General features: G+C 63.0%; 19 protein-coding genes and 1 pseudogene. 11 read left to right on the top strand and 9 right to left on the bottom strand.

The window, feature by feature from the left end; translation table 11 throughout:
• Positions 1-6 precede the first annotated feature (6 nt).
• Positions 7-1416 carry a surface lipoprotein assembly modifier gene (locus tag AC0L7P_RS14665; protein WP_473433407.1) on the bottom strand — a complete coding sequence of 470 codons (1410 nt, stop codon included), beginning with the start codon at positions 1414-1416 and terminating at the stop codon, positions 7-9.
• 4 nt (positions 1417-1420) lie between these two features.
• On the bottom strand, positions 1421-2500 hold the full coding sequence (locus tag AC0L7P_RS14660; RefSeq protein WP_473433406.1) for a thymidylate synthase: 1080 nt from the start codon (positions 2498-2500) through the stop codon (positions 1421-1423).
• A gap of 52 nt (positions 2501-2552) precedes the next feature.
• Here AC0L7P_RS14660 and thyA point away from each other — a divergent pair.
• Positions 2553-3613, top strand: a pseudogene (thyA, locus tag AC0L7P_RS14655) (thymidylate synthase).
• A gap of 32 nt (positions 3614-3645) precedes the next feature.
• On the opposite strand, the gene cobA reads toward thyA, so the two are convergent.
• Complete coding sequence (gene cobA / locus AC0L7P_RS14650; RefSeq protein ID WP_473433405.1) at positions 3646-4497, bottom strand: uroporphyrinogen-III C-methyltransferase; 852 nt, start codon at positions 4495-4497, stop codon at positions 3646-3648.
• 96 nt (positions 4498-4593) lie between these two features.
• Between cobA and AC0L7P_RS14645 the strand changes: the two genes are divergently transcribed.
• The 5 genes from AC0L7P_RS14645 (at position 4594) to AC0L7P_RS14625 (ending at position 8444) form a co-directional block, all read left to right on the top strand.
• The gene (locus AC0L7P_RS14645; protein ID WP_473433404.1) at positions 4594-5640 is read left to right on the top strand and encodes a cobalt-precorrin-5B (C(1))-methyltransferase; all 1047 of its coding nucleotides are present in this window, start codon (positions 4594-4596) and stop codon (positions 5638-5640) included.
• Positions 5640-6374 carry a cobalt-precorrin-6A reductase gene (locus AC0L7P_RS14640; protein WP_473435471.1) on the top strand — a complete coding sequence of 245 codons (735 nt, stop codon included), beginning with the start codon at positions 5640-5642 and terminating at the stop codon, positions 6372-6374. The genes AC0L7P_RS14645 and AC0L7P_RS14640 overlap by 1 nt, the downstream gene beginning before the upstream one ends.
• The gene (locus AC0L7P_RS14635; protein ID WP_473433403.1) at positions 6371-7003 is read left to right on the top strand and encodes a DNA-3-methyladenine glycosylase family protein; all 633 of its coding nucleotides are present in this window, start codon (positions 6371-6373) and stop codon (positions 7001-7003) included. Before AC0L7P_RS14640 ends, AC0L7P_RS14635 begins: the two co-directional genes overlap by 4 nt.
• Complete coding sequence (locus AC0L7P_RS14630) at positions 7000-7671, top strand: alpha/beta hydrolase (protein WP_473433402.1); 672 nt, start codon at positions 7000-7002, stop codon at positions 7669-7671. The genes AC0L7P_RS14635 and AC0L7P_RS14630 overlap by 4 nt, the downstream gene beginning before the upstream one ends.
• A 188-nt stretch (positions 7672-7859) precedes the next feature.
• Positions 7860-8444, top strand: coding sequence for an HNH endonuclease (locus AC0L7P_RS14625; protein ID WP_473433401.1), 585 nt, complete (start codon positions 7860-7862; stop codon positions 8442-8444).
• Between the two features lie 90 nt (positions 8445-8534).
• Here the strand turns inward: AC0L7P_RS14625 and AC0L7P_RS14620 are convergent, their stop codons facing one another.
• From AC0L7P_RS14620 to AC0L7P_RS14605, 4 genes are read right to left on the bottom strand one after another with little or no spacing between them, the layout of a single operon-like run.
• On the bottom strand, positions 8535-9194 hold the full coding sequence (locus AC0L7P_RS14620) for a NifU family protein (RefSeq protein ID WP_473433400.1): 660 nt from the start codon (positions 9192-9194) through the stop codon (positions 8535-8537).
• 13 nt (positions 9195-9207) lie between these two features.
• The gene (locus tag AC0L7P_RS14615; protein WP_473433399.1) at positions 9208-10389 is read right to left on the bottom strand and encodes a P-loop NTPase; all 1182 of its coding nucleotides are present in this window, start codon (positions 10387-10389) and stop codon (positions 9208-9210) included.
• Complete coding sequence (locus AC0L7P_RS14610) at positions 10386-10835, bottom strand: RrF2 family transcriptional regulator (RefSeq protein ID WP_473433398.1); 450 nt, start codon at positions 10833-10835, stop codon at positions 10386-10388. The genes AC0L7P_RS14615 and AC0L7P_RS14610 overlap by 4 nt, the downstream gene beginning before the upstream one ends.
• Positions 10832-12355, bottom strand: a complete 1524-nt coding sequence (locus AC0L7P_RS14605; protein WP_473433397.1) for a glutamate synthase subunit beta — start codon at positions 12353-12355, stop codon at positions 10832-10834. Before AC0L7P_RS14605 ends, AC0L7P_RS14610 begins: the two co-directional genes overlap by 4 nt.
• A 103-nt stretch (positions 12356-12458) precedes the next feature.
• On the opposite strand from AC0L7P_RS14605, the gene AC0L7P_RS14600 reads away from it, so the two are divergent.
• The 3 genes from AC0L7P_RS14600 (at position 12459) to AC0L7P_RS14590 (ending at position 14046) form a co-directional block, all read left to right on the top strand.
• The gene (locus AC0L7P_RS14600) at positions 12459-12719 is read left to right on the top strand and encodes a DUF2249 domain-containing protein (RefSeq protein ID WP_473433396.1); all 261 of its coding nucleotides are present in this window, start codon (positions 12459-12461) and stop codon (positions 12717-12719) included.
• Positions 12720-12738: 19 nt separating this feature from the next.
• A complete protein-coding gene (locus tag AC0L7P_RS14595; protein ID WP_473433395.1) occupies positions 12739-13494 on the top strand; it encodes a DUF6522 family protein in 756 nt (251 codons plus the stop codon).
• Positions 13495-13575: 81 nt separating this feature from the next.
• Positions 13576-14046 (top strand): DUF6522 family protein, encoded by a 471-nt coding sequence (locus AC0L7P_RS14590; protein ID WP_473433394.1) that lies wholly within the window; start codon positions 13576-13578, stop codon positions 14044-14046.
• A gap of 51 nt (positions 14047-14097) precedes the next feature.
• Here AC0L7P_RS14590 and AC0L7P_RS14585 read toward each other — a convergent pair whose 3' ends face one another.
• Together AC0L7P_RS14585 and AC0L7P_RS14580 are read right to left on the bottom strand one after the other, a co-directional pair.
• The gene (locus tag AC0L7P_RS14585; RefSeq protein ID WP_473433393.1) at positions 14098-14232 is read right to left on the bottom strand and encodes a hypothetical protein; all 135 of its coding nucleotides are present in this window, start codon (positions 14230-14232) and stop codon (positions 14098-14100) included.
• Positions 14233-14477: 245 nt separating this feature from the next.
• Complete coding sequence (locus AC0L7P_RS14580) at positions 14478-14789, bottom strand: DUF1348 family protein (RefSeq protein ID WP_473433392.1); 312 nt, start codon at positions 14787-14789, stop codon at positions 14478-14480.
• Positions 14790-15025: 236 nt separating this feature from the next.
• Here AC0L7P_RS14580 and AC0L7P_RS14575 point away from each other — a divergent pair, with 236 nt between their 5' ends.
• Both AC0L7P_RS14575 and AC0L7P_RS14570 read left to right on the top strand, forming a co-directional pair.
• Positions 15026-15619, top strand: coding sequence for a TetR/AcrR family transcriptional regulator (locus AC0L7P_RS14575; protein WP_473433391.1), 594 nt, complete (start codon positions 15026-15028; stop codon positions 15617-15619).
• Positions 15620-15637: 18 nt separating this feature from the next.
• Positions 15638-17122, top strand: coding sequence for an MDR family MFS transporter (locus tag AC0L7P_RS14570; protein ID WP_473433390.1), 1485 nt, complete (start codon positions 15638-15640; stop codon positions 17120-17122).
• The last annotated feature ends 99 nt before the right edge of the window (positions 17123-17221 follow it).

Raw genomic sequence — 17221 nt, 5'->3', positions numbered from 1 at the left:
CGAGGCTCAGAATTTCGAAGCGAGGCCGAAAGACACCGCAAGTTCGGAGCCAGTGAACCGTGACACGTTGGAATTGGTGCGTGATTGGCGTATTCGCAGGCTGGGGGAAAACCCGGCGTATTGCAGTTTGTGAAAGGTCATGTCGATCTGGGCAAAGGCCGTGCGGTCCTGTCGCCCGCCCGGAACCGGCAGGACGCCCAGCGAATAATCCGGGTAATCGACATAGCTGCCACCAAATCTGGCCGAAAGTTGCACCGGGCCAATAGGACGCCCAATCTCATAACCCAGCGCACCAGACACGGCGCGTGAGGTCAGTTCAGGCGTCGCACCCTCGCTGTGACGCAGTTGAACCGACGCAGCCAGCGTGTTGTTTTTTGCCGTTTTGACGGTAAGCCCGGTTCCGAAGGCCAGGATTGTATCGCGGTTGCCGCTGGCATAGTTGCGCTGTTCGATCTCGACCGATCCGCTGAGCGCTGAGCGCTTGCTGATCGCCTGCCGCAGCCCGGCGCCCGCGCTTGCCGATTCGTAGTAGGTATGGCCACCTTGCCACGATTTCGTCAGCGCCAGATCAAGATCCCAGATCTGGCGCCCGTCATCCTGAGCAAGTGTCTTGGCGAGACCGATCTTGAAGGATGTCGCGCCCAGGTCGGCGTTCGTCAACGGAATTTCACCGGGCAGGGTCGTGGCGGGAGGATCGTCAAGATTGACCCTTTTGACCGACAGTGCAGCCGTCAGCAGGGTCCGGTGGGTCGCGGATTCAGACAGGCGATAGGACAGTGATCCGTACGCTTGGGCGACCACCCCCGGCAAGGCGCGCGCCGCGTTCGACAGAATGCCGATGACAGGCACCCCGTCGATGATGTTGAAGGCACCGTCACTGCCGCCGTTCACGTTGTCCGATGGCCTGATTGAGAAATCCAACCGGCTGCGCCAGGGTGATTGCGCCTGTAACGCGCGATAATTGCGCATGACACGTGCGCGTGACAGGGCATCTGGCGCGGTATCGCCCGCGCGGCGCAACCAAAAGCGTGTCCGCAGGTTGTGGTGTTCCGCCAGCGATGCAACCGCCGCGAGGCGGGCCGCCTGATGCCGGCCATCGCGGGTGTCGGCATAGCGGAACGACAGGCGCCCGGCACGGTAGGCCGCCGCAACCTCACCCATGGAGAGTTTCGCCGTTCCCAGCGCCAAAAGGGCGGCACTGTCGTGGGCATCTTGTTGCAAGAGCGATTGCGCGAGGGGCAAGGCGAGTTCGGTATCGCCCCGCAGACTGGCCGCAAGCGCGACGTGTCGGGCGTCGGGCAGGGTCAGGTCCGCGGTCTCGGCCGCGAGGGGTGCAGTAAGGCCAAGCGTCAGCGCGGCGGCACAGAGAACCTGTGTGAAACCGCCGCAGCCGTGAGGGCGTCGCGGGCACGGCACGCCGTTAGCGGGGCGCGACGGTGTCGCATATGGCCGCATCGCCCGGCACGCCGCAGATCCCCAGAACGAAGACGCCGGTTTCGATGGCGTCCGGGATCAGTTCATGGTTCCCGTCGTAAACTTGGGTTAGCGCGAGGATTCCGCTGACCGATGTCGCGCCAACGCCTCCGAAGTTTCCGCCAAAATCACCGATGTCGGTTGTAGCGATACCGAGTGATTTCGGTTTCTCGGCATCGCCGAAGAATGTGCCGTCCTCGGTGATCTCTGTTGGTGCAAGGATGACGCTTTCAAGCTGAAGGCCAGTATCAACCAGAACCCGATTATAGATCGAACCATTGATTGCTAAATCCGCGAAGTTTGCATTGATGAATGCGGTGCCGGAGGTGCGTGTCGGCTGACCGGGAATGAGCGAGGGATCGGTGCCCGGCGGCACTGGTTTCAACTCGGATCCGTTCGTCAGACTACCGTTGGTGATGCCCGCATAGGTTCCGGCATAGGAAACCTGCCCGGTGCCCGGCCCGTTTCCGGTAGCGTCGGGCGCAGAATAATCGCCGTTGCGTTTGTAATAGGCGCCTGGGCCGAATATCTTGTTGAACTGCCCGCCGTCAGTCACGACTCCAGCCTCGCTGGTGCCATCGGCACTTTGAGCGACAAGTGCGACGAACAGCCGGTCCAGTGCATCCTCCTGCACCGCGAAGGCCTGATATCCGGGGACATCCAGCGTGGGGCGGCGTTCATAAACGGCCTTGATCGGTGTCGTGTCGAGCGATTTGATTTCAACTGTCAGCGAGGGGGCGCTACCACCCGAACCCGGGTTGTACTCAACCGATTTCAGGTTCTGGGCCAGACTTTCGGGAATCCCGTCCGGTTCGACCGGATCATCTACCGGAAAAAGGAATTCACCGCCGCTGCACGCGGCAAGTCCGGCCAGCGCGCTGGCCGCTAAAAGTTTCTTGATCATCACTGCCTGCCTATTATCATATTTTCCGTCAGAGTCAGGGGTTTGGCGGTGCAAGTCAAGGTTATCGACCCCTGCGTGCAGAATAGGGCGGGGGTGTGGAATTTGCGCACCAAGGCGCAGCATCCTGTCGTTGCTCTGGCGGGCATGCCCAGATATAGCATTGCGCGCCGCCCGAATGAGGCTGGCAACGTGCACAAGCAGAACCTTGGGCGCTGCTTCGCGCTATTGTCGCCGGGGGATGGCCCTTCTAAAAGGGGCGTTGGCGCGAACTGCGGGTAGGTGGGGCGCACCGGGGCGCGAAACATGGCCCTATGGATTTCTTGAACACGAGGCATGCGTAATGCGCCATCCAGAACATCAGTACCTCGACCTTCTTTCTCAGGTTCTTGAGCAGGGCGACGAGCGCGTTGACCGGACGGGCGTTGGCACGCGCTCGATCTTTGGGTCGATGGTGCGCTTTGATCTGTCGGGCGGTCAGGTGCCGATCCTGACGACCAAGCGGGTTTACTGGAAAACCGCGGTGAAAGAGATGTTGTGGTTTCTGACCGGCGGCACCAACATCCAGCCGCTGCTGCGCGAGAATGTGCGTATCTGGACAGACTGGCCATTGGCCAGCTACCGCCGCGAGACTGGCGAGAATGTGTCGCAGGAAGCGTTTGAAAAGCGGATCATCGAAGACGACGCATTTGCCGCACAGTGGGGCGAGCTTGGGCCGGTGTACGGCAAACAATGGCGGCGGTGGATGGGGGCGGATGGCCGCGAACATGATCAGATCGCCACTCTGGTACAGACTTTGCGTGAAAATCCCGCCAGTCGCCGTATGCTGTTTCACGGCTGGAATGTTGCCGATCTGGGTGCGATGGCCTTGCCGCCATGTCACATGGTGTACCAATATCATGTGACGTCTGATGGGCGCCTGAATTGTCTGTTGCTGCAACGATCGGTTGATTTGCTGCTGGGGGCGGCGTTCAACTTTGTTGGCGCGACGGCCCTTCAACTGATGCTGGCGCAACAGGCTGGTCTGCGCCCCGGTGAACTTGTCTGGGTTGGCGGTGATGTTCATCTGTATCGCAATCATCTCGATCAGGCGCGCGAACAACTCACCCGCGCCCCCGGCCATTCCCCACGATGAAGCTGACCCGCCAGGCGGCCAGCATCGACGATTACCGGATCGGGGATTTCGAGGTCGAAGGGTACACGCCGCACGCCGCGATCAAGGCTGACGTCGCGGTCTGACGTACTGTCGCGATTCGCCGCTTACCTGCGCGTCAGGCGGTTTCGGCCGGGCGGCCCCGGCCCAACGGATCAAGGTTGCGCGCCGGTTCACCCCGGGCGAGCGCCTGCCAGTCGAGGGCCTGACGCATCAGCACCGAACGCCCGACACAGATGATGGCCGGCGGCTCCAGCGCGGCGGCTGTGATGTCAGCCACGCAGGTGCCAAGGGTGGTTTCCAGCACATGTTGGGCGGGCGTGGTGGCCGAGGTGACCACGGCGACGGGTTCACCCCCGGGACGGCCCGCGTCAAGCAGGGCATTGGCGATCTGGGCGATGTGTTTCATGCCCATATAGATGACGATCACCTGTGAACCGCGCGAAATGGAGGGCCAGTCGAGCGATCCGGGGGTGTTGCCCGATTGATCGTGGCCGGTCACAAAGGTGACAGATTGGTTCACATCGCGGTGGGTGACGGGAATGCCGGCATAGGCCAGCCCGCCGATGCCCGCCGAAATGCCCGGAATGATGCGGATCGGCACCCCGTGCTGCACCAGCGTCTGTCCCTCTTCGCCGCCGCGCCCGAACACGAAGGGATCGCCGCCCTTGAGCCGCAGCACCCGTTTGCCCGCGCGCGCCAGATCGACCAGTTGCAGCGAAATGTCGCGCTGTTTGGCCGAGGGTTTGCCGCCGCGTTTTCCGGCATAGATGTGGTCTGCCCCCGGCGCCCAGTCAAGGATCGCGGGTTCCACCAATGCGTCATAAACCACCACATCGGCCTGGCGCAGGGCATTGAGCGCGTGCAGCGTCAAAAGCCCCGGATCACCCGGCCCGGCCCCACAAAGCCAGACCCAGCCGGGTTGCAATATGGGCCAGTCGTGGGGCGGGAGGGAGGGGGAATCGCTCATGCCCTGTTATGGCGCGGAATAGGGGCGGGGCAAAGCCCGCTTGCGACTGAAATCTGGCCGTTGGCGCCGCGGGTTCCGCAGCCTATGGTGCGGTTCATGAGAGGTGTTCCGACTCGAGAGTTGCGCCGTGGCTGGACCACGGGCGCCTGTGCCACCGCCGCCGTCAAAGCGGCGCTGATGCGGCTGTGGGGCGGGGCGTTCCCGGCCAGCGTTTCGCTGATTCTGCCACGGGGCGAGGTGCCCGTCTGGGAATTGGCCCATCGCGACGCCGGCGATGGCTGGGCCGAGGCGGGGGTGGTCAAGGATGCGGGCGACGACCCGGATGTCACCCATGGGTGCCTTGTGATGGCGCGGGTTGCGCCGTCACAGGGCGGTGTGGTGTTTCGCGCCGGTGCGGGGATCGGCACGGTCACGCGCCCCGGCCTGCCCGTGGCGGTGGGCGAACCGGCGATAAACCCGGTGCCCCGCCAGATGATGATCGCCGAGGTCGAGGCGCTGGCCGCCGAACTGGGCGAAAACCCCGATATTGAGATCACGATTTCCATTGCCGATGGCGCCGCCTTGGCCGAACGCACATGGAACCCCCGGTTGGGCATTGTTGGCGGGCTTTCGGTGCTTGGCACGACCGGGGTTGTGCGCCCGTTTTCCTGTGCTGCGTGGATTGCCTCGATCCACCGGGGCATCGATGTGGCCCGGGCCGAGGGGCAGACCCATGTGGCCGGATGCACCGGCGCACAATCCGAACAGGCGGTGCAGGCGCAGTTCGGCCTGCCGGATTTCGCCATGCTGGATATGGGGGACTTTGTCGGCGGCTTGGTGAAATACCTGTGCCGTCATCCCGTGCCCCGCCTGACCGTGGGCGGGGGCATGGCCAAGATGGCCAAGCTGGGGCAGGGGGCGCGCGATTTGCATTCGGCGCGCAACCGCGTGGATTTTGATCGGTTGGCCCTGCTGTGTGGTGTTGCCGAAGTGGCAGAGACCGGCACCGTTCTGGAGGCATACGGAATCGTTGGCGCGCCTTTGGCCGAGGCGATTGCCCGCGCGGCATGCACCGAATTGCAAGGCATGGTGGCAAAGACCGACATCAGCGTCGATGTGGTGATCTGTGACAGGGCGGGTGGCATATTGGCCATGGCCGGATGATGCGCCTGTTGCTTTTGGCCGGCACGACCGATGCGCGCCGGATTGCCGAAACGCTGGCCCATGCGCCGGGGGTGTCGGTGATCGCCTCGCTTGCGGGGGCCACGCGGGCGCCACGCCCCATGGGGGTGCAGACACGGATCGGCGGTTTTGGCGGGCGCGACGGGTTTGTGGATTTTCTGGAGCAAGAGCGGATTTCGGCGGTTCTCGATGCCACCCACCCCTTTGCCGCCGCCATATCCCACCGCACCCATGATGTCTGTGGCGCCCGCGGATTGCCCTATATGCAGGTGCTGCGCCCGGGGTGGCGCTCCGAACCCGGGGATCGCTGGATTGATCTGGAACGCGAAGAGGATGCCGCGCGCCATATTCCCAAGGGCGCGCGGGTGTTTCTGGCCACCGGGCGCCAGACCCTGGAACGCTTTGCCAATCTGGCAGGGCGCGAATTGATCTGCCGCCAGATTGATCCGCCGACCGGGCCGTTTCCGTTCGACAACGGGTATTTCCTGGTGGGGCGCCCGCCGTTTTCCGAGGCGGATGAGGTGGCATTGTTTCGGCGGCTGGGCGTCGATTGGCTGGTGGTGAAAAACGCCGGTGGCGCGGCGAGCCGCTCAAAGCTGGACGCGGCGCGGGCGTTGCAGATGCCCGTCGCGATGATCCGCCGTCCGGCGCAGCCCGCAGGGGCCAAGGTGGCAACGGTTGACGCGGCGCTGGAATGGGTAAGGGGGCTGGCATGACTGTCAGGCGCATTCTGAACACCCCCGAAGACATGGCCGAAGGCGCGGCATGGCTGATCGGGGTCGAGCCGCGCTTTGCCGAGGTTCTGAACGTGACCGGGCCATGGCCCCTGCGCCGCCGCCCGGGCGGGTTTGGCGCCCTGCTTTATGCCATCGTCGGGCAACAAGTAAGCGTGGCATCGGCCCGTGCGCTCTGGGCGAAAACCGAAACGGCGGGGTTGACGACCTGCGCCGCTGTGGCCACCGCAACCGAGGATGATCTGCGCGCCTGCGGGTTTTCGCGCCCCAAGGTGCGCTATGCCAAGGCTCTGGCGGCCAGCGGGTTTGATTTCGACGCGCTGGATGAACTGCCCGACGACGAGGTTGTCGCGCGGCTGACCGGCCTTCTGGGCATCGGGCGCTGGACGGCAGACATCTACGCCGGGTTCGCCCTTGGCCGGGCCGATGTGATCGCGGCAGGCGATCTGGCGGTGCAAGAGGCGGCGCGGGTGCTGTTCGATCTGCCCGCCCGCCCGAACGACCCGGAATTGCGCGCCCTGGCACAGCCCTGGGCACCGTGGCGCGGCGTTGCGGCACGGGGGCTTTGGGCGTATTACGCCCATATCAAGACACGAGAGGGGATCGGGTGACACGGATATTGGAAAGCAAACGGGCCGGCGCGCCCAGGGGCGAGACGACGGCAGTGGTGGTGCTGCTTCATGGATACGGGGCCGATGGCGCCGATCTGCTGGGGCTGGCCGATCCGTTGGGGCCACATATGCCGGGCGTGGCCTTTGTGGCGCCCAACGCGCCCGAACGCTGCACCGGCAACCCCATGGGGTTTCAGTGGTTTCCCATTCCCTGGATCGATGGATCAAGCGAGGAAGAGGCCGAGGCGGGCATGCGCCTCGCGGTGGACGATCTGAACGCCTATCTTGATTCTGTGCTGGCCGATGAGGGGCTGAGCGCGGACCGGATGATCGTTCTGGGCTTTTCCCAGGGCACGATGATGGCCCTGCATGTGGCCCCGCGCCGCGATGATGAGGTTGCCGGTATTGTCGGATTTTCCGGGCGGCTGTTGCAGCCCGAAACCCTGGCGGACGAAATCGTCAGCCGCGCGCCGGTTCTGTTGCTGCATGGCGATGGCGATGATGTGGTGCCACCCGAAAGCCTGCCTGCCGCCGCCGAGGCGTTGCAGGAGGCGGGCGTCGATGTTTACGCCCACATCATGAAAGGCACGGCCCACGGGATCGCGCCGGACGGGTTGTCGGTGGCGCTGGCCTTCATGCGCGAGCGGCTGGGAATGGAGCAAAACTGAGCCTGTCAGCATCGCCACTGGGTGCTGTCACACCCTTGTCACGCGCTGCTGCTTTTGGTCGTGCGTGACATCACCACCTTGTGGGGCTTGCCAGTGGGCGAACGCCATATATAGTCCGACATATTCCGGGGCGAGGCCGCCCATCTGCGGTCAACCGCCACGCCCCGCGGCGAGGAGTTGAACGACCGATGAACGGCGATTTCAGAACGACCTTCGTACGTGAACCCAGCAGCCTGCGCCATTGCCCGGCTTTGGTGCTGAATGCGGATTATCGGCCATTGTCCTATTACCCGCTGTCGCTTTGGCCCTGGCAAGAGGCGGTCAAGGCGGCGTTTCTGGATCGGGTCGATATTGTCGCCGAATATGATCAGATCGTCCGCTCGCCCAGCACCCAAATCCGTATTCCGTCAGTCGTGGTGTTGAAGGATTTCGTCAAACCGCAGAAACGGGTCGCCTTTACCCGGTTCAACCTGTTCCTGCGTGATGAATTCTGCTGTCAGTATTGCGGTGCCAAAGGGGATCTGACCTTTGATCATGTGATCCCAAGGGCGCGGGGCGGGGTGACCAGTTGGGAAAACGTGGTGGCGGCCTGTTCGCGCTGCAACCTCAGGAAGGGGTCGCAAAGCCTGCGCCAGTCGGGCATGAACCTGCTGAAACCCGCGCGCCGCCCCGGATCGGAAGAATTGAAAAACGTCGGCCGCCGGTTTCCCCCCAACCATCTGCACGATTCCTGGGTCGATTTTCTGTACTGGGACGCAGAGCTGGAAGCCTGATCGTTTCCCCAACACCCCCATGGTCAAGCGCCTGTGTGGTTTTTCGCACCGATCCGGGCCTCCAGAGCCCAGCACGCCGGTCAAAGCGCCTTAGCTGACGGTGGGGGCGGAGGGCGGCAATACTTCCAGATGTCTGCCGATCCGATCTGCGAGCGTGATGGCGGCGGCGCTGTAGAAGGGTGTCGATCCGGCGTTGTGGTCGGTGACATCGACGATGGCGCGCAGGCCCGGCAGGGCCGACCGCAGCGTCCGTTCGACCCCGCCGCGCAATGTGAGCTGCGACGCGGCGCAGCCTTGGCAACCGCCCGACATGCGCAGATAGAGGGTGCCGTCCGTGACCTTTTCGGCAGCGATCTGCCCCCCATGGCCAGCGATGGTCGGGTTGATACGGTCGTTCAGTACCGCGCGGGCGAGGCCAAGCATCCGGGCATCGGCACCGTCCCCGGTCGCCTTTGTGCCGGCGCGATCCCCCAGCGGTGTTTTTGCGTCACCCAGAACCGCGCGGATTGCCGCCGCGATGGGGGCCTTGATGTCGCTCCATGCGGTGCCGGCGATCTTGCGGACATGGATCGCGGGGCCGGCCACTTCGAGGTGGCGCACCCCGGTCACGGCGAACAGGGCAGCGGCCAGCGGCGCGGTCGGGTCCGGCCCGTCAAAGCGGATGACGCCGGCCTCGTGCCGGATCGGTGCATCAAGCAGAAAACACAGCGTGTCCGGGTCGCGTGGCGAGGTTTGCACTCGGATTCGCATCCGAGGCATCGTTTCAGACATCTTCCATCTCCGTCCCCTGCATCTGTCGAAGCGCGCGAAAGGAATGAATGCCGGTGCTGTGGCCGTCGCTGAACGCGATGCCGAGGGCATAATTTCCCACACTCCAGATCCGCGTCGGTGTCACGGTCAGCGGCACTGTCCCGGGATCGAGAAGGGCCTTGCCGGTCATCTCGTCGCGGCAGGCGGCGCAGGGACAGGCAAGGCGCAGGTCGCGCGCCTGGATCACCCGCAGATCACCGTCCGGCCAGCCGATCGCCAGCCCCGCCGCATCAAAGCCGAGCGCGCGGGGAATGTCGCCAGCGTTGCCCGATGCGGGAACTGGTGCCGGCTTTCCGGCGCCGGTTGTCACGGTCCAGTCGAAAGGCAGCGCGATACGGTCGGCACCGGTCTCGGCGTTCACCAACGCGGCAGCGATACCGGCAAAGGCGCGCGCCGCAGGGCAGTCGGGCAGGGCCGCGACCAGCGGCAAGCCATCATCGCCAGAGTCCACAATCGCCGGATCAAGCGGCACCTTGCCAAGGAATGGCACGCCCAGTTCACTTGCGATGGCCGCGCCGCCGCCCTGGTGGAAAATGTGGGTAACGTCGCCACAGGACGGACAGGTAAAGCCGCTCATGTTTTCGATGACGCCGATGATGGGCACCTTGACCTGTTCCATCATCCGAAGGCCACGCCGCGCGATCCTGAGGCTGACATCCTGCGGTGTGCTGACGACCACGGCGCCGGTCAGGGGGAAGGACTGGGCCAGCGTCAACTGAATGTCGCCGGTCCCCGGCGGCAGATCCAGAAGCAGCACGTCAAGTTCGCCCCAGGCCACCTGCGACACGAACATGCGCAGATATTTGGTGACCATCGGACCGCGCATGATTGCCGGGCGGTCATCGTCGGTCATCATCGCCATCGAGATGACCTTGACCCCGTGCGCCTGGGACGGGATCACCTTTTGATCGGGGCCCATTGCCGGCGGGGCGTTGCCCGGAATACCAAGCATGCCGGGGATCGACGGACCATAGACATCGGCATCGACAATGCCGACGCGCAGTCCGGCCCGGGCCATGGCGACGGCGAGATTTACGGTCACGGTGGATTTTCCGACGCCGCCCTTGCCGCTACTGATCGCGATCATTCGGGTCGGGCTGGCTGATGCGTCCGGGGATTTTTCTGCGCTGGTCATGAGGATGGTCTGTCTTCGACTGTGGCAAGAATCGCGCCGAATTGTTGCGGCTGAATGATCAGCTCGGCGAGCGTATGGCGGTCCATGACTGCCATGAAGGCGTTCAAAGCCTCGGTGACGATCACCGGCAGGCGGCAGAATGGCGTGATGGCGCAGGTGTTCGTGGGCGTAAAACATTCGACCATTTCGAAATCCGGTTCGGTCAGGCGGAACACATCGCCCAGATGTATCTGTTCGGGGGGCTGGCCCAACGTGAACCCACCGCTGCGGCCGCGTTGCGAGTGCAGGATACCGGCACGGGCCAGCACACCGATGATTTTCATCAGGTGCCCGCGCGAGATATCATAGACCGCCTGTGTTTCGTCGATCGTCACCAGCCGGTCAGGGTGGGCCGCCGCAAACAGCAGCACCCGCAACGCGTAATCCGACATCATTGTCAGTTTCATGTCGGTTCTCCGATCTGTACCTTCACATCATTCCCGGTTGGATGGGCCATGGCCCCGCCCTTGGGCAACGGCAGGCTTTCGAGATACTGCGCAACTTTTGCGGCCACCTCGCGGCCCTCTCGGATCGCCCATACCACCAGCGAGGGCCCGAGTCGCGCGTCTCCGGCCACGAAAACGCCCTGCGCCGCCGTCATGCGCGATGTGGTATCGGCAGCGATGCGTCCCTGCGCCGACATGCCCACGCGCCCGCCTGTCGGCCCGCCTGCATCCTCGACCATGAACCCGAGCGCGTTGATGACGAGGTCGGCGGCGATCTCGAACCCGGACCCTGGCATCGGCTCTGGCCGTTTGCGCCCGACGTGATCGGGCATGCCCAGCCGCGTGCGGCAGGCCTGAACCGTGCGCACGATGCCGATTTGTCCAAAGCCTTCGGGACGCGCGGTTATCACTTCGACGGGTATGTCCATCAGCGCCTCGGGTTGGCTCTGCCAACCGAATTCCGCGCCTTCCTCTTCCGCGTGGCCAACCTCGCGCGCTGACCCAGGCATGTTGGCACGGTCTCGGCGGTAAAGGCAGGTGACGCCCGCCGCGCCCTGCCGGACCGCCGTGCGTACACAGTCCATTGCGGTGTCTCCACCGCCGATCACGACAACCCACTTTTCGGCGGCATTGATCTCGGGTGTGTCTGTCTCGCCGATCAAGGCGCGGTTCGAGGACACAAGATAGTCCATCGCCGAAATCACACCGGCCAAATCCTCGCCGGGCAGGTCAAGACGGCGCGCTTTATGCGCACCATAGGCCAGAACAACCGCGTCGTGTCGCGCACGCAGCGATTCGAACGCAAGGGATTCGCCAAGAACCTGACCGCCGTGAAAGATCACTCCGGCCTCGGTCAGAAGTGCGGCGCGCCGGGCGACCACGTGCTGCTCCATCTTGAACTCGGGGATGCCATAGGACATCAGTCCGCCCATGCGGGCATGACGGTCATAGAGGTGAACCTCGTGACCGGCCGCGCACAATTCTTCGGCAGCGGCCATGCCGGCCGGACCGGCGCCGACGATGCCAACGTTCTGGCCCGTCACACGCAGCGGTCGCCGTGGCTTTACCCAACCTTTCGCCCAGGCGGTGTCTCCGATATGGCGTTCAACGGCGCCGATCGTCACGGTTCCATGCCCGGCCTGTTCCAACGTGCAGGCCCATTTCGCTTCGCACAAACGATCCTGCGGGCAGATGCGCCCGCAAATTTCGGGGAAATTGTTGGTCGCCTGCGCCAGTTGATAGGCCTCTTGCATGCGGCCTTCGGCGGTCATCTTCAACCAGTCGGGGATGTTGTTCTCCAACGGGCAATAGACCTGGCAATAGGGCGTGCCGCATTGCTCGCAGCGCGAGGCCTGAGCAGCGGCCTCGTCGGCCGAGAAGTCGGGCAAAATCTCGTCGTGGTCGCGGATTCGTACTTTGGGTTTACGCTTGTCTGCCATGCGCCGCTGGAGATGGACGTATTTCTGCATGTGATCGGGCATGTGTGGCCTCCTACCGTTGAGGAGGGTCTATGGCATAAAAGAAATATTGACAATATTTTTTTAAACGCCTAACAGATGAGCATACATCTGACAGGAGGGACCGATGTCCGCCGATACGCAGCCAACCACCGCAGAACCCGTCATCGTCGATCTGCGCCCGATGATGCCGCCTCAACGTCACGCAACCGTCTTTGCGGCGGTTGAGGGATTGGAGCCCGGTGCAACATTCGTACTGATCAATGACCACGCGCCGGTCCCGCTTCTTCAGCGGATCGAACAGAACTGGCCTGCTCAGTTTGATGCCGAGTTTCTGATTGACGGCCCCGAGGTCTGGCAGGTGGCGATCACCCGCAACGGTACCTGATCAGAGAGGAGTCACCAAAATGCGTCTGGAGCCAACAGAAACAGGATTTCAGATTGACGCAGCCGACCTTGCGCCGTTGCTTGGGCTTGAGACGGCTGATCTGCGCCGCCTGATGCGCGATGGTCAGGTCACCAGCGTCTGCGAAGCAGGGCAAGACAAGGATGAAGGGCGCCACCGGATTACCTTTCGCCACGAAGCCACCCGTGTGCGTCTGACCCTGGACAGGCACGGCGCAGTTCTGATGCGAACCCGGACAAGAAGTGCGCCCAAGCCCGACATCCCGGTCGGGGCTGATGTCATGGAACGCGACGTATCGAAAGAAAAACACCTGGCGAATGCGGCCCAGAGTGCCGATGGGGGTGAATTGGCAGTGTCGTTGGATGTATCAGCGCCTGAGCAACACCATCTTCAATTGCCACAACTGCTAAAGCTGGCCGAAATGGTCGAGGATCTTCACACCGGCGACAAAGGAAATCCGGACGGATTATCCAGGATCCTCCGCCGCTTTGTCGCGGCGGAGCAGGGTCTTTTTTCCGTCCCGCACGATGGTTCGGCGCCCGATGTTGCGGCATCGGCAGAGGTCTTGCACGCGAAACACATCGCATTTGATCGCGATATCCAACGGATCCGCGACATCACGACTGATTTCACGGTGCCCGCAGGTGCCTGCACCAGCTGGAAAACGCTCTATGTTGGTCTGTCGGATTTTGTTGACGACCTGGCGCACCGGTTGAAGCTGGAAAAGGAGACGCTTGGCAACCAAATCACCCCCTGACCAAGGTGCAGCCGTCCGGTTGCATTCGATGTGCCGATTGCGCCGACCTGCCGGTCAGGACGTATCGCAGAGTAAACCCCCATGGAGGAGAAAATGTTCAAGATCACACTTCCCGCTGACAGAGCCGAAACTGACGTATCTGCCGTTGCCAGGGCGTTCGGTATCAGTGTCGGGCAATTGCACGACGATATCGCAACCGCCAAAATCAATAACTGGCTCGAACTTGGTGAGGAAAATCAGGACAACAAGCCGCACAGGATATTTGCATCCCGTGACCTCGGACTTCGGGTCGACACGGATGAACATGGCAAGGTCGTTTCCACAACTGCCTATGAGCTTCGGGCCTTTGGCGGCGCCGATGTGACGTATCAATCCCAGGCCGGGATTGCGGCGGATGACACTGCACTGTCCGACAGGGCCCGTCTTGACGCTCTGTTGGACGAAGCACTGAGCGAGAGTTTTCCCGCCAGCGATCCCATCGCAATCTGCATCGAGCGTCCTGTGTCCGCAAGCAAGTCGTCAGGGGATCACCGTGACGGTCGGCACGTCTGACCAATGAGATGAAATCCCCCGCCTGAAGCGGCCATGCCGCGTCGGTGCCCCCTAGGGTGAATTCTCGTTCGGCCCATGGAACAACCCGCCGATCTGCGCCGAAGGGATGGACAGGGCGAACCGGTCAATCAGGTGGAAGGTGTAATATGACCGGAAACTCTCCTCATAGGGATTCTTGGTGAACATCAGGTGCGTCAGAGCGAAAAGCCCGATGCCGATGGTCAGCGGCGCATGCGCTGCCGGCTCATCCTCTGGCTTGCGCCGCGCGGGCAGCGCCGCGAAATGCGTGCTGTTTGCTGCCGATCCATGTCAGAAGCGACATCAGCAATTCGACTCGGTGGCAATGACCTGACAACGGGTTGCGGTACAGCTTGATCGGTGCGGTGCTGGCCGGAAACCTGGGGTTCATCGGGGCGTCGTTTCGCGGGTGCTTAAAGGCCAAGCTTGGTCAGGCCGGGAAAATCGACGGGGCGCGGGCCCTTGGCCCAGGTGAATTTGCGGTCGCCAACGCGGATCGGCATGTCGTTGATGCTGGCTTCGCGACGGGCCGTCAGGCCATGGTCGTCAAAACGCCATTGCTCGTTGCCATGGGCGCGGAACCAGTCACCGGCGGCATTGTGGTATTCATACTGAAACCGCACCGCCACCGGGTCTTGCCTGTTCCAGGCGTCTTCCGCCTTGCGGGTCTTGAGGGCTGTGCTTTCTTTCGTGAACGGCGGCAGCGGGGGGCGGGTTTCGCTCATCGGGGTATCCTTGAAACAGCGGGTGGTCGGGTCATGCCATGCACCGGTCACTTGGGGCCGGTGATGGAGAAGCCATTCGGGGGGGCTGGCAGTACCGACCGGAATCGGGCCGTGCACACATCAGTCTGCGTCACGGTCACCGCTTTCAAATAGGTAGATCAATCTATATAAAAGAATCCGACGCGCCGCAAAAGAGCGGCGATTACCGAAATGAATGACAGGAGATCCAGGCTGATATGGGCCGGAAAAGCAAACGCGACACCATTCTGGACACCGCAGACACCCTGTTCGCGGCGCAGGGGTTCGTGTCAACCGGAATTAACCAGATCACCCGCGAGGCCGGTGTCGCCTCGATGACGCTCTATAACAATTTCACCAGCAAGGATGCGCTGGTCGTCGCCACACTGGAGCGTCGCTCGGATGCATTTTTGGTGATGATGAAAGGCGCGATGGCGGATGCCGGGCCCGCGCCGGGGCCGCGCATCGTCGCCGTATTTGACGCCGTCGAACGCTGGGTTGCGGCAGAGATGGAAACGCCGCCCGGGTTTTCGGGGTGCATGTTTATCAAAGCCGCACAGGAATACCCGTCTTCGGCGTCCCGGGCACGTGCCATCGCTGTTGACCACAAACGCCAGCTTATCGACCTGCTGAAGCGCGAGATCAGGCGGCTTGGCCTTGCAGAACCTGCAGAGACCGCGCTGTCGCTTCAGCTGCTCATTGACGGAGGCATCACCCAGGCGCAGGTTCTTGGTGACCTGTCGAGCATTCCGCGGGCTCGGATGATGGCACGGATGCTGTTGCAACAAGGGCCGGCGCACCACGATTTTTAACCTTATGGGACGACATTGATGACAACCAAACAGGGGCGCCAGCCCGACCCGCGCCGATGGATTCTTGCGGCGCTGATGTGCACCATGATGCTGGCGGCGATGGATACGACCATCGTGTCCACCGCGATCCCGCAGATCGTCGGCGATCTGGGCGGGTTCAGGTTGTTCAGCTGGGTGTTCTCGATCTATCTGCTGGCCCAGACAGTGACGATTCCGATTTATGGCAAACTGTCCGACCTGTTCGGGCGCAAGCCGGTGTTGATGGCCGGAACGCTGGTCTTTCTGGCCGGCTCGGCCCTGTCCTCGCTGTCCTGGGACATGGTCTCGTTGATTGCCTTTCGCGGCTTGCAGGGGCTGGGCGCCGGGGCGATCATGGCGACGGTATCGACCCTGGCCGGTGATCTTTATTCGGTGCGCGAACGCGGTGCGGTTCAGGGCTGGCTGTCCAGCGTCTGGGGGGTTGCCGCGATCGTCGGGCCGCTGTTGGGTGGGGCGCTGGCGGAATATGTGTCGTGGCGCTGGATCTTTCTGATCAACCTGCCGGTCGGCGCCCTGGCGTTGGTATTGATCGGCAAACTGCTGCACGAAAAGTTCGAACGCCGGGCACCGCGCATTGACTATGCCGGTTCGGCGCTGGTTCTTGCAACGGTGGGAACGGTAATTCTTGGGCTGTTGCAGGGCGGACAGGCGTGGCCATGGTTATCGACGACCAGCCTGACAATCTTTGCCGTCGCGGCGGTTCTTCTGATCCTGACGGTTTTTGTCGAACGGCGTGCATCCGAACCGGTGATGCCCGGCTGGCTGTGGCGGCGGCGCGATCTGGCACTGCCTAATCTGGCCATGCTGGGTATGGGGGCGCTGATGATGGCACCAAGCGCGTATCTGCCGACGTTTTCGCAATCGGTGCAAGGGCTGGGCGCCATCGCGGCCGGTCTGGTTCTGGCCACCATGAGCATCGGCTGGCCCGTGGCTTCGGCCTATTCCAGCCGCCTCTACATGCGCTTTGGTTTTCGCAACACCGCGATGACGGGGGCTGTTGTTCTTTTGGTTGCGGCGATCGGCTTTCTGATGGTCCCGGTGCCGCAACCGGTCTGGCCCGTTATCGCGGTTCAGGTGACGCTTGGCATTGGGCTTGGTCTTGTGTCCACGTCCCTGATCGTTGGGGTGCAATCCGCGGTCGGCTGGGACCGGCGCGGCGTCGTGACCGGGGCCAGCATGTTCGCGCGCTATCTGGGGCAAAGCCTTGGGGCGGCACTGTTCGGTGCCATTTTCAACGCGGTGGTGGCCGAACGGCTGGCGCAGGCGCCGAGTGCCCTGGCGGCGGCGCTGCCCGCTGATGTGAACGGTGTGGTTGCGGCGCTGCAGGCCACCCACGACGATTCTGATGTGGCGAGCCTATCTGCGCGATACGATTTCGCTGGCGACACAGGATCTGTACCTGGGCATGGCCGTTATCGCCGTGGTGATGATTGGCGTGCTGCTGGTCGCGCCCTTGCATTTTGATGTGCATGCCGAGGAAAAGCAGTGACATCCGGCGACCATGACAAACCGGCGAGCCGCCTTTGCCCCTTCAACTTTTGGGACAACCGAAATGGACCGAAC

It is taken from the genome of Oceaniglobus sp. K40-3 (assembly GCF_055808395.1).
The sequence above is the reverse complement of the archived record's forward strand: the minus strand, read 5'-3'. Positions and strand labels throughout refer to the sequence as shown.

What these genes read in the sequence shown, in the direction of transcription:
- AC0L7P_RS14590 (WP_473433394.1), top strand. Translation starts at nt 13,576, where the DNA reads ATGGAGGAGAAAATGTTCAAGATCACACTTCCCGCTGACAGAGCCGAA.
- AC0L7P_RS14640 (WP_473435471.1), top strand. Translation starts at nt 5,640, where the DNA reads ATGCGCCTGTTGCTTTTGGCCGGCACGACCGATGCGCGCCGGATTGCC.
- AC0L7P_RS14620 (WP_473433400.1), bottom strand. Translation starts at nt 9,194, where the DNA reads ATGCGAATCCGAGTGCAAACCTCGCCACGCGACCCGGACACGCTGTGT.
- AC0L7P_RS14660 (WP_473433406.1), bottom strand. Translation starts at nt 2,500, where the DNA reads ATGCTGCGCCTTGGTGCGCAAATTCCACACCCCCGCCCTATTCTGCAC.
- AC0L7P_RS14580 (WP_473433392.1), bottom strand. Translation starts at nt 14,789, where the DNA reads ATGAGCGAAACCCGCCCCCCGCTGCCGCCGTTCACGAAAGAAAGCACA.
- cobA (WP_473433405.1), bottom strand. Translation starts at nt 4,497, where the DNA reads ATGAGCGATTCCCCCTCCCTCCCGCCCCACGACTGGCCCATATTGCAA.
- AC0L7P_RS14570 (WP_473433390.1), top strand. Translation starts at nt 15,638, where the DNA reads ATGACAACCAAACAGGGGCGCCAGCCCGACCCGCGCCGATGGATTCTT.
- AC0L7P_RS14615 (WP_473433399.1), bottom strand. Translation starts at nt 10,389, where the DNA reads ATGACCAGCGCAGAAAAATCCCCGGACGCATCAGCCAGCCCGACCCGA.
- AC0L7P_RS14625 (WP_473433401.1), top strand. Translation starts at nt 7,860, where the DNA reads ATGAACGGCGATTTCAGAACGACCTTCGTACGTGAACCCAGCAGCCTG.
- AC0L7P_RS14595 (WP_473433395.1), top strand. Translation starts at nt 12,739, where the DNA reads ATGCGTCTGGAGCCAACAGAAACAGGATTTCAGATTGACGCAGCCGAC.
- AC0L7P_RS14575 (WP_473433391.1), top strand. Translation starts at nt 15,026, where the DNA reads ATGGGCCGGAAAAGCAAACGCGACACCATTCTGGACACCGCAGACACC.
- AC0L7P_RS14600 (WP_473433396.1), top strand. Translation starts at nt 12,459, where the DNA reads ATGTCCGCCGATACGCAGCCAACCACCGCAGAACCCGTCATCGTCGAT.
- AC0L7P_RS14605 (WP_473433397.1), bottom strand. Translation starts at nt 12,355, where the DNA reads ATGCCCGATCACATGCAGAAATACGTCCATCTCCAGCGGCGCATGGCA.
- AC0L7P_RS14635 (WP_473433403.1), top strand. Translation starts at nt 6,371, where the DNA reads ATGACTGTCAGGCGCATTCTGAACACCCCCGAAGACATGGCCGAAGGC.
- AC0L7P_RS14585 (WP_473433393.1), bottom strand. Translation starts at nt 14,232, where the DNA reads ATGTTCACCAAGAATCCCTATGAGGAGAGTTTCCGGTCATATTACACC.
- AC0L7P_RS14645 (WP_473433404.1), top strand. Translation starts at nt 4,594, where the DNA reads ATGAGAGGTGTTCCGACTCGAGAGTTGCGCCGTGGCTGGACCACGGGC.
- AC0L7P_RS14610 (WP_473433398.1), bottom strand. Translation starts at nt 10,835, where the DNA reads ATGAAACTGACAATGATGTCGGATTACGCGTTGCGGGTGCTGCTGTTT.